Origin of the sequence: Phenylobacterium sp., assembly GCF_036495085.1 — a bacterium.
In the GTDB taxonomy this organism is placed as follows: domain Bacteria; phylum Pseudomonadota; class Alphaproteobacteria; order Caulobacterales; family Caulobacteraceae; genus Phenylobacterium.
The window spans coordinates 1-12,092 of sequence record NZ_DASXNL010000013.1 but is presented as its reverse complement, the minus strand read 5'-3'; the positions used below and the strand labels follow the sequence as shown (position 1 = coordinate 12,092).

Sequence of the window (12,092 nt, the reverse complement as noted above, 5' to 3'; positions counted from 1 at the left end):
TCCAGATCGACTCGGAAGCACTGTCGCTCGCCCGTGGCGCAATCCTCGACGAGTACGGAGACCTCGTCCGTCGCCTCGACGTGGCGGTCTTCGAGGTCGGCGAGCGCGGCATCCGCGAAGCTGACGCCTTCGACGAGGCGGCCCCGGGCGATCGCCTCCTGGACATCATGCACCGAAAAGCTTCGTCGCAGGCCACCGTCGCGCGGCGAAGACATGTCGGGAACCTCCCCGCTTTCGCCCTTAACGCCCCGGCGGCGGAAAGGATTTCCGCCAGGCCCTTGCGATCGCGCGCCCAGCCCCCAGCTTTCCTGGCGGGGGGCGCCTCATGGCGGGGACCGGCGTATGAGTGACTATCGGCTCTATGTGTTCGATCGGGCCGGGCACGTTCGCGGCGTGACGGTTCTAAGCTGCGAAAGCGACGAGGAAGCCGCTGCCTATGCGCGGTCGCACAGCGACGGGCAGCCCATGGAGCTGTGGCTCGGCGATCGACCGATCCGCCGTTTCGACACCGAGGGCCTTCGCCACGACAGCCGCTAGATGGGCTGCGAGCTGGCGTAGACTTTCGGCCGCAGGGGCTTGATCCTGAGCGCCAGGCCGGGCGCGACGCCGGCCGGCACGGTGGGGCCATTCGCCTCGAGTTCGAACAGCCGGCCTTCGATCAGGCATTCGATCCTGACGTCCGGGCCGCGGGCAGCCACGGCCTTGACCTCCCCTGCCAGTCCAGAGCCATCAGCCGGCGCGAAACTCACCTCGTCAGGACGGAAGTACACCTCGACCGGTCCCTGCGGAGAATCCTTGGGCGCCTTGATTTCCCAGTCAGCGACGGTCAGTCGGCCTCCCGCGACGACACCCGGCAAGCGGCAGGCCGCGCCCAGGAAGTCGTAGATGAAGGGGTCGGCGGGGTTTTCGTAGACCTCGTTGGGCGCGCCGAGTTGCTTGAGCTCCCCGCCTTTCAGGATCGCCACGCGGTCAGCCAGGTCCAGGGCCTCTTCCTGGTCGTGGGTGACGAACACCGTCGTGACACCTGCCCGGTCGTGCAGGTCGCGAAGCCAGCGCCGAAGGTCGCGCCGCACCTGGGCGTCGAGCGCGCCGAAGGGCTCGTCCAATAGAAGCATCCGGGGCTCAATCGCAAGAGCGCGTGCGAGCGCCACACGTTGCCGCTGTCCACCGGAGAGCTGGGCGGGAAAGCGCTTGCCGAGGTCCTCGAGCTGCACCAGCGACAGCAGGTCCGCGACGCGATCGTCGATCTCCGACTTCGAGGGCCGCTCCGACCGCGGACGCACCTTCAGGCCGAAGGCGACGTTCTGAGCCACGGTCATGTGGCGGAAGAGCGCATAGTGCTGGAAGACCATGCCGACCCGCCGACGGCGCACCGGCAGCGCCAGAAAATCCTCGCCGGCGAAGCGCACCTCGCCGGCGTCCGGCCGTTCCAGGCCCGCCAGCACGCGCAACAGCGTCGTCTTGCCTGAACCCGATGGCCCCAGGAGCGCCAGGAACTCCTTGTCCCTCGCCTGCAACGACACGTTGTTCAGCGCCGGAAAGCGGCCGAAAGACTTCGATATGCCGCTGATCTCCAGCGACAGAGGGGATTTGGCGTTAGTGTCGACGGTTGGCTGAAAGTTCACCGGCGTGACGCCATTCGAGGGCGGTCTTGAGGACCAGGGTGACGAGCCCGAGGGAGGCCAGGAGCGAGGCCGCCGCAAAGGCGCCGACGAAGTCATAGTCATTGTAAAGCACCTCGACGTGAAGCGGGAGCGTGGTCGTTAGGCCGCGGATATGACCGGAGACGACGGAAACGGCGCCGAACTCACCCATCGCCCGGGCATTGCACAGCAGGACGCCGTAGAGCAGCGCCCAGCGGATGTTCGGAAGCGTGATCTTCCAGAATGTCGTGAGGCCGCCGGCGCCCAGCGTCAGAGCCGCGGATTCCTCGTCCGCCCCCTGGTCCTGCATCAGCGGGATCAACTCGCGGGCCACGAACGGGAACGTCACAAGGATGGTCGCCAGGACCAGGCCCGTCGTCGAGAAGATGATCTTGACGTCATGGTCGATCAGCCACGTCCCGAACCAACCCTGCGCCCCGAACAGCAACACCCAGACCAGGCCCGAAACCACAGGCGACATGGAGAAAGGCAGGTCGATGAGCGTCAGCAGGGCGCTCTTTCCGCGGAACTCGAATTTGGCGATGCACCAGGCTGCAGATATGCCGAAAAGCGCGTTCAGCGGGACAGCGATCCCCGCCACCAGCAGCGTGAGCCGCATGGCCGCCAGTGCGTCTGGCTCACGGATCGAGGCGATGTATTTGCCTAGCCCCTTGGAGAACGCATCGTGGAACACCACGAACAGCGGCATCAGCACCAGAACGGCCATCACGGCGGCCGAGGCGACCACCAGCAGGAAGGCCAGCCCGGGCAGGCGCACACTGGATAACGGACGGGCGGCGACGGTCATGCCCGGCCCCGGCCGGCCAGGAAGAGTTGCAGAAGGTTCATCAGGATGAGGGTGCCAAACGATATGGCCACCATCGCCAGGCCAATAGCAGCGGCCCCGGCGTAGTCGTACTGCTCCAGCTTGATGACGATCAGCAACGGGGCGATCTCGGTCTTGCCCGGCAGGTTGCCGGCGATGAACACCACCGAGCCGTACTCCCCGACCGCTCGGGCGAACGCCAGGCTGACGCCTGAGATCAACGAGGGCGCGAGCGTCGGCAGGATCACCAGCACCGCACGCTGCAGACTGCCCGCCCCTAATGTCGTGGCCGCCTCCTCGACCTCCTTGTCGAGTTCCTGCAGCACAGGCTGCAGTGCGCGCACCACGAACGGCAGGCCGATGAACACCAGGGCGATGAATATACCGAGCGGCGAATAGGCCGTCTTGAACCCAAGCTTCGCCGCCACCCCGCCCAGAGGTCCAGTCGGCGCGTATAGCGCCGTGAGCGCGATGCCGGCCACCGCGGTCGGCAGGGCGAACGGCAGGTCGACGAGGGCGTCCAGGATGCGCCGTCCGGGGAACTCATACCGGGTCAGCGTCCAGGCCAGCAGCATGCCGAGCGGGGCGTTCACAAACGCCGCCAGCGCCGAGAGCCCGAAGGAAAGCCTCAGCGCCGCAGCCACGCGCGGCGCAGTCAACGCGTGCCAGACACCAAGCGGCCCCAGTTCCCAGGGTCGTAGCGCCAACGCGATGAGCGGCAGCACGACAATCGCGCCCAGGTAGGCAAGCGTGACTCCCAGCGATACCCCAAACCCCGGCAGGATCGAATGTTCGACCCACGACGAACGCCGCGGCCGCTCCGCCGCAATTGCGCCGCCGGCCGGGGACCGGCCGGGAATGATCGCCTGATCGGTCATGTGGGTTTGTAGATCTGGTCGAACAGGCCGCCGTCGGCGAAGTGGACGGCGCTGGCCTTCTTCCACCCCCCGAAGGCCTGGTCGATGGTGACCATGGGAATCTGTTTCAGGTTGGCGGCGAACTTGGCCGCCGCTTGCGCATTCCTCGGCCGGTAGTGATGACGGGCGATGATTTCCTGCGCCAGAGGACTGTAGAGGAAGTTGAGATAACCGGTGGCGACGGTCCGGGTCTTATGCCGATCGACGTTCTTGTCGAGCAAGGCCACGGGCGGCTCAGCCAGGATCGAGCTCGAGGGATAGACGATGTCGTAGTTCGGTCCGAACTCGTCGATCGTCAGAAAGGCCTCGTTCTCCCAGGACAGGAGGACGTCGCCGATATTGCGCTGGGCGAAGGTTGTTGTCGCATCGCGCGCGCCGGCGCCTAGCACGGGCACGTTCCTGAAGAGCTTTGTGATGTAGTCCTTAGCCGCCGCAGGGCCGCCTTGCTTGAGCCCGTAAGAATAGGCCGCCAAGTAGGCCCAGCGGGCGCCGCCGGAGGTCTTTGGGTTCGGGGTGATCACGCCCACCCCCGGCTTCACCAGATCGGCCCAGTCGCGAACGCCCTTCGGGTTCCCTTTGCGGACGAGGAACAGGATCGTCGAGGTGTAGGGCGTCGAGTTGTTCGGCAGCCGCGATTGCCAGTCGGCCGGCAGCAGCTTGGCCCGCGCGGCGATCTCATCGATGTCACCGGCCAACGCCAGGGTCACCACGTCGGCCTGCAGGCCATCGATCACAGCGCGCGCCTGTTTCCCTGATCCGCCGTGGCTCTGCTTGATGTCCAGGGCTTGGCCGGTCTTGGCCTTCCAGAAGGTCGAGAAGGCGACATTGATATCCTTGTAGAGCTCCCGGGTGGGATCGTAGCTGACGTTGAGCAAGGTGATCGCCTTGGCCTCAGCGGCGGCCGTCCCGCCCAGCATCAACTTCCCGGCCACTGCGCTCGCCGACACCCCGCCGGCCATGGCGATGAGCCCTCTGCGGCTAAGGTCGGGGCTCGTCATGGTCATAAGTCCTCGGGGCCGTGGGGCTTAGAACGCGTACTTGAGACCGACCAGCGACGTCCGCTCGCAGAGCAACCCCCCAATCCGGAGCCAGTTCATCACCGGCACCACGTTTCCTAAAGGCCGAAGCGGTCCGAAACGGAGCAATGACAGGCGCGCACCGGTGCTCCTCACCGTTGCAGGGAGTACCTAGGCCTTACATTCCTACTTAACGAGTGGGATTAAGCTACGGCAGTTCGCAGAAAATCTGAAAGTCACAAAGGCGAGAACGCCTACTCCGCCGCCAGCAGCACGCGCCCCGCCGTGAACGCGGTCTTGGCGGCGAGCTCCGCCTTGGCGTCTTCGTACTCCTGCGACAGCCGCGCAACCAACTCGGCGGCGGGGGGTATGTCCTTCACCGCCCCGATCCCCTGCCCACAGCCCCAGATGTCGCGCCAGGCCTTGGCCTTTTGGTTGCCGCCCGACCCGAAATTCATCGCCGAAGCGTCGGATTGGGGCAGGTTCGCCGGATCCAGGCCGGCTGCGATGATCGAAGGCGTCAGGTAGTTGCCGTGCACGCCGCTGAAGAGGTTCGTGTAGGTGATGTCCTCGCCCGTCGAGGCGACGATCATCGCCTGGTAGGCCGGGTCGGCGTTGGCCTCCTTGGTGGCGATGAAGGCGGAGCCTACGTAGGCAAGGTCCGCGCCCATCGCCTGCGCCCCCAGCACCGCGCGCCCGTGAGCAATGGCGCCTGAAAGCGCAATCGGCCCGTCGAACCATTCCCGCAAGCCTTGGACGAGGCCGAAAGGCGACAAGTGGCCGGCGTGCCCCCCCGCGCCGGCCGCAACCGGGATCAGGCCATCGGCGCCCTTCTCAATGGCCTTGCGGGCAAAGCGGTCGTTGATCACGTCGTGCAGCACAGTGCCGCCATAAGAATGCACAGCGGAGTTCACGTCCTCTCGGGCGCCCAGAGAGGTGATGATGATCGGCGCCTTCCACTTGGTCGTAGCCTCGACATCGTGCTCCAGGCGGTCGCTGGACTTATGGACGATGTGGTTGACCGCGAACGGCGCGGACGGCGCCTCCGGATGGTCGCGATCCCAGGCGGCCAACTCCTCGGTGATTCGATGCAACCATTCGTCCAGCATCGAAGCTGGCCTGGCGTTGAGCGCGGGGAACGACCCCACAATCCCGGCCTTGCACTGGGCGATCACCAGGTCCGGGTTGGAGACGATGAACAGGGGGCTGCCGATCACCGGAAGTCGGAGGCGGTCACGCAGGACGGGAGGCAAAGCCATCTGAGTTCCTCGGCAGGTTCATATTTGCGTTGGCCCCATGCGGTTGGAGACAACGGCTGCGACTACCTTGCCCGCGCGTGAACTTGACGCCAAGGGCCTTACGGGACCATCACCCGGCATGGTTGACGCCCCTGCCGCTGGCCCCGCCCTCACTGCCGACTTCATCGCAGCCACCGAAGCCGATTGGCGGGCGCTGGTCGACAAGACCCTGGGTGAGGCGCCGTTCGCCTCCCTCGAAAAGGCCACCGGCGAGGGCATCGCGGTGGCCCCGCTCTATGCGCCGGCGGCGCAACCCCTGGCGCCGGCCCGGGCGGTTCGCGTCGACCGCGCCTGGGAAGTCGCGACGCTCAGCGCCCATCCGGCCCCGCCGCGAGCCAATGCCGAGATCCTGGCGGACCTGAGAGGTGGCGCAGCCGCCGTTACCTTGCGTCTCGATCCAAGCGGCAGGGCCGGGGTCGCCATAGGCTCGGCCGAGGCGCTGGCGCGCGCCCTCGACGACGTGATCCTTGAACTCGCCCCCACCGCTCTCGACGCCGGCTTCCTGGGGCCCATAGCCGCCGACTGGCTCGGCGCGGTCGCCAAGGCCTCGCCCAACGCTCGCCTGCGCTTCCACCTCGATCCGCTGAGCGCCTATGCTGAAGTCGGAGCCAGCCCCGGACCCATCGAGGCGCACCTGATCTCCGCGGCCAACGCCGCCGCCCGGCTCGCCGAGACTTACCCTCTGGCCCAGCTCTTCCTGGCCTCCGGCCGGGTCGTCCACGAAGCCGGCGGAGGCGAGGCGCTCGAGGTCGCCTTTGCGGCGGCTGCAGCCGTCGCCTACGCCAAGGCCATGGTTCGCGCCGGTGCGCCGATGGATGAGGCCTTTCGACGAACGACGCTCGGCCTCTGCGCCGACGCCGACTATTTCCTGGCGATCGCCAAGCTCCGGGCGGCGCGAGCCGTCTGGGCGCGGATCACCGGGGCCTGCGAAGCTGATCCTACCGCTCGCATCGAGGTGCGCTCGTCGCACCGCATGCTGACCGCCAAGGATGCCTGGACCAACATGATCCGCCTCACGGCCGCGGGCTTCGGCGCAGCGGTGGGCGGCGCCGACACTGTGATCCTCGGCAACCTCACCGACGCGCTTGGCCTTCCCACCGAGTTCGCGCGCCGCCAGAGCCGAAATACTCAGCTGGTCCTCATGGAGGAGGCTCACGTCGGTCGCGTCGCCGATCCTGCCGCCGGTTGCGGATATGTAGAAGCGCTTACCGACCAGATCGCCCGAGCGGCCTGGGCAGAATTCCAGGCGATCGAGGCCGGCGGCGGCGTCATCGCCGCCTTGAACGCCGGCCAGATCGTCCGCGCAGTAGACGCCGCCAACGCCGCGCGCCAGGCGCCGAGGATCATCGGCGTCACCGCTTTCCCGCCCACCAAGGACACCCCCGTCGAGGTCGAGGTCGCCGCTGCGGCGGCCGTCGAGGCGCCGTCAACGCGGTTGCCGGGCCCGGATGGGACGTGCCCCCCACTCAAACCCATGCGCATCTCGGAGGCGTTCGAATGAGCCGTTTTCCCGATTTTGCGAATCTGCCGTTCGACGCCCTGCCCGTCCAGACGCCGCCTGATGGCCAGGCCTGGCAGACGCCGGAAGGCATCGCGGTTCTTCCGGCCTATGGCCCAGCCGACATCGCCGGCCTCGACACCCTGTCCGGCTACCCTGGCCTGGCGCCATTCCTGCGCGGGCCCTATCCGACCATGTACCTCACCAATCCGTGGACCATCCGCCAGTACGCGGGTTTCTCCACGGCCGAGGACTCCAACGCCTTCTATCGCCGCAACCTTGCGGCCGGGCAGATGGGGCTTTCAATCGCGTTCGACCTGGCTACGCACCGTGGCTACGACAGCGACCACCCCCGCGTGAAGGGCGATGTCGGTATGGCCGGCGTGGCCATCGATTCGATCCTCGACATGCGCACGCTCTTCGACGGCATCCCGCTCGACAAGATGAGTGTTTCGATGACGATGAACGGGGCGGTGCTGCCGATCCTGGCCCTCTACATCGTGGCCGGTGAGGAGCAGGGTGTGCCGCACGCCAAGCTCTCAGGGACCATCCAGAACGACATTCTCAAGGAGTTCCTGACCCGGAACACCTACATCTATCCGCCCGGCCCCTCGATGAGGATCGTCTCGGATATCTTCAGCTACACCAGCCGTGAGATGCCGCGTTTCAACTCGATCTCGATCAGTGGCTATCACATGCAGGAAGCGGGGGCGACGCTTGACCTGGAACTCGCCTACACGCTGGCCGATGGCATCGAATACATTCGCGCGGGCGTGGCCGCCGGCCTGCCCGTCGACAGCTTCGCGCCCCGCCTGTCGTTCTTCTGGAACGCCGGCATGAACACCTTCATGGAGATCGCCAAGCAGCGCGCAGCGCGCCTGCTCTGGGCCAAGCTCGTGAAACAGGAGTTCGACCCGAAGGACACCCGCTCGCTCAGCCTGCGCGCACACACCCAGACCTCTGGTTGGTCGCTTGCCGCCCACGACGTCTTCAACAATGTCGCCCGCACGACCGTGGAGGCCATGGCCGCCGTCGGTGGGCAGACTCAGAGCCTGCACACCAACTCGCTCGACGAAGCTCTGGCCCTGCCGACCGATTTCTCCGCCCGGATCAGCCGCAACACTCAGCTCTTCCTGCAGGCCGAGAGCGGCCAGACCCGTGTCATCGACCCCTGGGGCGGCAGCTACTACATCGAGCGTCTTACCGCTGACCTGGCTGCGCGCGCCCTCACCCATATCGCCGAGGTCGAAGCCCTCGGCGGCATGGCCAAGGCCATCGAGGACGGCTTGCCCAAACGGCGCATCGAGGAGGCCTCGGCGCGCACCCAGGCGCGCATCGACGCCGGAATCCAGAGCGTTGTCGGGGTCAACCGCTATCGCCCTGACGTCGCCGACGAGATCCCGGTGCTGAAAGTCGACAACACAGCGGTGCGCGAGCAGCAGCTCGCCAAGCTCCGGCGCCTGAAGGCCGAGCGCGATCCGGCCGCCACCGCCGCCGCACTCGAGGCCCTGACCAACGGCGCCGCTGGGGGCGCCAACCTGCTCGAGCTCTCGGTCGAGGCGGCCCGGGCCAGAGCGACTGTGGGTGAGATCTCCGACGCGCTGGAAGAGGTCTTCAACCGCCACAAGGCCCATGCAGACGCGGTCGCCGGGGTCTACCTGCGCGAAAGCGGCGTGACGACGAGCGCGCGGCGGGCCCAGGAAATGGCGAAGGCCTTCGCGCATGCGGACGGAAAAAAACCCCGCATCCTGGTCGCCAAGATGGGCCAGGACGGTCACGACCGTGGCCAGAAGGTGATCGCCTCGGGCTTTGCCGACCTGGGCTTCGACGTAGAGATTGGCGATCTTTTCCAGACCCCCGCGGAGACCGCCGCCCAGGCCGTCGCCGACGGCGTTCATGCGGTCGGCGCAAGTTCGCTGGCGGCCGGTCACCTGACGCTGGTTCCGGAACTCAAGGCCGAGCTCGAGAGGCTGGGCCGTGATGACATCATGGTGGTGGTCGGCGGCGTCATACCGCCGGAAGATTTCGCCGCACTGAAGGACATGGGCGTCGCCGCAGTCTTCACTCCGGGCGCCACCGTCCCCGACGCCGCGATCACCGTGCTCGAGCGTCTCAACGAGTTGTTGGGCTACGCCCAGGAGCAGGCTGCGGAATAACCGCCGGCGTCCTTGTCAATCGGGCCGGAGGATGCGTCATGACCGAGACCGCAGGCGCCAATCGTTGCGCGCGGTGACATTGGTCGGAGCAGGCGGGACTTATTTCGGCGCCTGACTGCGTCGCACCGACGAACGGCGTTCCAGGACTCGACTGCCGCGGGCGGCTGTGGCCTGCTCGCGGTGGGGACGGAGGGGCATCGTGGCTTCGGACGCAGCGCTGGAGCGATCCACCCTACGCAAGGCCGCGTTACGGCTCCTGCCGCTTATGGGTCTTGGCTACGGCATTGCCTTCATGGATCGCGTGAACATCAGCTTCGCGGCCCTGCAGATGAACCGTGACCTGCACTTCAGCGCCAGCGTCTACGGCCTGGGCGCGGGCCTGTTCTTCATCAGCTACGCGGCGCTCGAGATTCCATCGAACCTGATTCTGGCGCGGGTCGGCGCCCGTCGCTGGATCGCGCGGATCATGTTCACCTGGGGGGTTATCGCCGTGGGCATGATGTTCGTCAGAACGCCCTGGCAATTTTACGTCATGCGCTTCCTCCTGGGCGCGGCTGAGGCGGGTTTTTTCCCGGGCGTGATCTACCATCTGACCCTGTGGTTTCCCGCGCAGCATCGTGGCCGCGCGATCAGCAGGTTCTATGTGGCCGGCCCTCTGGCCTCGGCGTTCATGGGGGCCGTCGCGGGCAGCCTTCTCGGCCTTGAGGGACGCCTCAGCCTATCGGGATGGCAATGGCTCTTCCTGGTGCAGGGCATCCCGGCGATCCTGATGAGCCTCTTGTTTCTGCTCTACCTACCCGACACGCCAGCCACCGCCAAATGGCTCTCCTCTGACGAAAAGCGCTGGCTCGAAACCGGCCTGGCGGCCGACCACGCGCTGACGAGATCACCGGGCGAGCACAACACCTTCAAAGCCCTGCGCGACCCGCGGGTCCTGGCCTTCGTGGCTCTGAACTTCATGACCCTTGGCGCTTACTACGCTTTCAATCTGTCGGCCCCCAGCGTCCTGGAGACCGCGACCGGCCTGAGCGCCGGCCGAATCGGCTTCTTTGTCTCCATCGCCGGGCTGATGGGCGCCGCGGCGATGATCTTCAATGGCTGGCATTCCGACCTCAGGCGCGAGCGCTATCTGCATCTGGCCGCTCCCCTGTTGATCCAGGCGGCCTGTTTCGCCGTCATGGCATCCACCCACGCCCCGGTGGTCATGCTCGGCGCCTATATGATCCTGATCACCGCCAACTGGGCCGCCGCCGCCGTTATCTGGCTGATTCCCGGCGAGATTCTCGATCCGCGGTCAGTGGCTGTGGCGGTGGCGGGGATCAACGGCATCGGCCAGCTGGGTTCGTTCGTAATGCCCTACGCCTGGGGTCTGGCGAGGGACGCCACCGGCGACTTCCACACCGGACTTGCAGCGCTGACCGCGCCGTACCTCATTGCCGGGGCGATCGTCCTTGTCCTGCGCCAAGGGCACAGGCGACGGTTGCTCACCGTCGCCCCGGCGGCCTGACGAAGCCTTACTTTCCGGCCGGCCCCGCCGGAGCCGCCGGAGCCGGCGCAGCGGAGGGGGCGATGGCGCCTTCAGCGCGGCGGCGCGGCCCCATCATGGCCTGAGCCGCAGCGAGTTCGTCGGCGTCGAGCACTCCGTCGTGGTTCTTGTCGAGCACGTCGAAGTACTTCAGCAGTTGCGCGCCGATCCCGCCCTTCAGCTCAGACTTCTCGAGCTTGCCGTCCAGATTGTCGTCCATCATACCGAGCATGCGGTTCTTGCCCAACTCCTCGTCGAAATTGACGCGGTGTTGGGCGGTCTCCTCGGCCCAGCGGAAGCTCAGCGAGGTGAACAGCATCTCCTGGAACGATTGCTCACCCCACGAGACGTTGATCTTCGGGTCTGGGTTTGACGGATTGCGCGCCGAGTTGTCGTACACATAGTGCGCGACCAGCTTCGACCCCGCCGGGACCTTGATCGGTTCGGCGAACGTGTATGAGCGCTGCCAGTTGAAATCGTAGCGCGGCAGGCTGAGTAGCAATTTCATTTTTCCGTCGGGATACTGGATCCAGAGATCGGAGGAATACGCGCGGTAATGGGCGTGCGGGAAGGCCGAGTAGAGCAGCGCATCGTGCGGGAACTGTACGTAGGCGACTTCCTTGTGCCTGCCCTCGCCGGCCGGAATCTGGATCGTCGGATCCATGATGACCACGTTGTGCATGATCAGCTCGGGCGGCTTGTCGTAGAAATAAAGCGCCACCTGGCTCTTATCGACCGCCTCCTTGCCGAATGGCGTGTAGTGCATCTGGAACCCGATGGCGCCGCCCGGCGGCAGATACACGCCTGCGTTGGCGGGCTCGATGGAAGACTCGGCGCCCACCGCATAGCCGGCGCCAAGCGAGGCGGCCCACTTGACCTCGGAGGACTTTCCATCGGCCGGCATCTCGGCCATCCAGCCGGTCAGCAGGTGGTGCACGCCCTGGCGCGAACCTGGCTTCACCGTCGAGGCGCGAACCCACTTTCCTTCCGTCAGCTGGCCCGGCACTGCGGGGCGCTGGTAGTCGACGACGCCTGAGGCCGGGATGGTGTAGGCCGGAACATCGATGATCAAGTCCGGCTTTCCGAGCGGCCATTCCTGGGCGACGTGCTTGACGGCGCCCAGCGGGTCGGGCCCATCGCCGCGCGGCGCGCCCTGCTCGATCCAGTGGACCAGGGTCTTGATCTGCTCGGCGCTCAGGCGCTTGTCGTCGGA

10 protein-coding genes and 1 pseudogene are annotated in these 12,092 nt (G+C 66.5%); 4 read left to right on the top strand and 7 right to left on the bottom strand.

The window, feature by feature from the left end; translation table 11 throughout:
- Window positions 1-215 (bottom strand): DUF5961 family protein (locus VGI62_RS02150; protein WP_331502745.1); only part of this gene is annotated, 215 nt, incomplete at its 3' end.
- Between the two features lie 127 nt (window positions 216-342).
- On the opposite strand from VGI62_RS02150, the gene VGI62_RS02145 reads away from it, so the two are divergent.
- Entirely contained in the window at window positions 343-537 is a 195-nt protein-coding gene (locus VGI62_RS02145; RefSeq protein ID WP_331502744.1) for a hypothetical protein, read from the top strand.
- On the opposite strand, the gene VGI62_RS02140 is transcribed toward VGI62_RS02145, so the two are convergent.
- The 5 genes from VGI62_RS02140 to VGI62_RS02120 all read right to left on the bottom strand — a co-directional run bounded on the left by VGI62_RS02140 (window position 534) and on the right by VGI62_RS02120 (window position 5,661).
- Window positions 534-1,625 carry a sulfate/molybdate ABC transporter ATP-binding protein gene (locus VGI62_RS02140; RefSeq protein WP_331502743.1) on the bottom strand — a complete coding sequence of 364 codons (1,092 nt, stop codon included), beginning with the start codon at window positions 1,623-1,625 and terminating at the stop codon, window positions 534-536. The two genes, VGI62_RS02145 and VGI62_RS02140, sit on opposite strands and share 4 nt — an antisense overlap.
- A complete protein-coding gene (gene cysW / locus VGI62_RS02135) occupies window positions 1,597-2,451 on the bottom strand; it encodes a sulfate ABC transporter permease subunit CysW (protein ID WP_331502742.1) in 855 nt (284 codons plus the stop codon). Before cysW ends, VGI62_RS02140 begins: the two co-directional genes overlap by 29 nt.
- On the bottom strand, window positions 2,448-3,347 hold the full coding sequence (gene cysT, locus VGI62_RS02130; RefSeq protein WP_331502741.1) for a sulfate ABC transporter permease subunit CysT: 900 nt from the start codon (window positions 3,345-3,347) through the stop codon (window positions 2,448-2,450). Before cysT ends, cysW begins: the two co-directional genes overlap by 4 nt.
- Window positions 3,344-4,384: a sulfate ABC transporter substrate-binding protein gene (locus VGI62_RS02125; protein WP_414695620.1), complete on the bottom strand. Its 1,041-nt coding sequence runs from the start codon at window positions 4,382-4,384 to the stop codon at window positions 3,344-3,346. The genes cysT and VGI62_RS02125 overlap by 4 nt, the downstream gene beginning before the upstream one ends.
- Window positions 4,385-4,656: 272 nt before the next feature.
- Window positions 4,657-5,661, bottom strand: a complete 1,005-nt coding sequence (locus VGI62_RS02120) for a nitronate monooxygenase family protein (RefSeq protein WP_331502739.1) — start codon at window positions 5,659-5,661, stop codon at window positions 4,657-4,659.
- Between the two features lie 118 nt (window positions 5,662-5,779).
- Here VGI62_RS02120 and VGI62_RS02115 point away from each other — a divergent pair, with 118 nt between their 5' ends.
- The 3 genes from VGI62_RS02115 (at window position 5,780) to VGI62_RS02105 (ending at window position 10,861) form a co-directional block, all read left to right on the top strand.
- On the top strand, window positions 5,780-7,201 hold the full coding sequence (locus VGI62_RS02115) for a methylmalonyl-CoA mutase family protein (RefSeq protein WP_331502738.1): 1,422 nt from the start codon (window positions 5,780-5,782) through the stop codon (window positions 7,199-7,201).
- Window positions 7,198-9,354: a methylmalonyl-CoA mutase gene (gene scpA, locus VGI62_RS02110; protein ID WP_331502737.1), complete on the top strand. Its 2,157-nt coding sequence runs from the start codon at window positions 7,198-7,200 to the stop codon at window positions 9,352-9,354. The genes VGI62_RS02115 and scpA overlap by 4 nt, the downstream gene beginning before the upstream one ends.
- A gap of 199 nt (window positions 9,355-9,553) precedes the next feature.
- Entirely contained in the window at window positions 9,554-10,861 is a 1,308-nt protein-coding gene (locus VGI62_RS02105) for an MFS transporter (RefSeq protein WP_331502736.1), read from the top strand.
- 7 nt (window positions 10,862-10,868) lie between these two features.
- On the opposite strand, the pseudogene VGI62_RS02100 reads toward VGI62_RS02105, so the two are convergent.
- A pseudogene (locus VGI62_RS02100) lies at window positions 10,869-12,092 on the bottom strand (hypothetical protein); the annotation flags it as partial.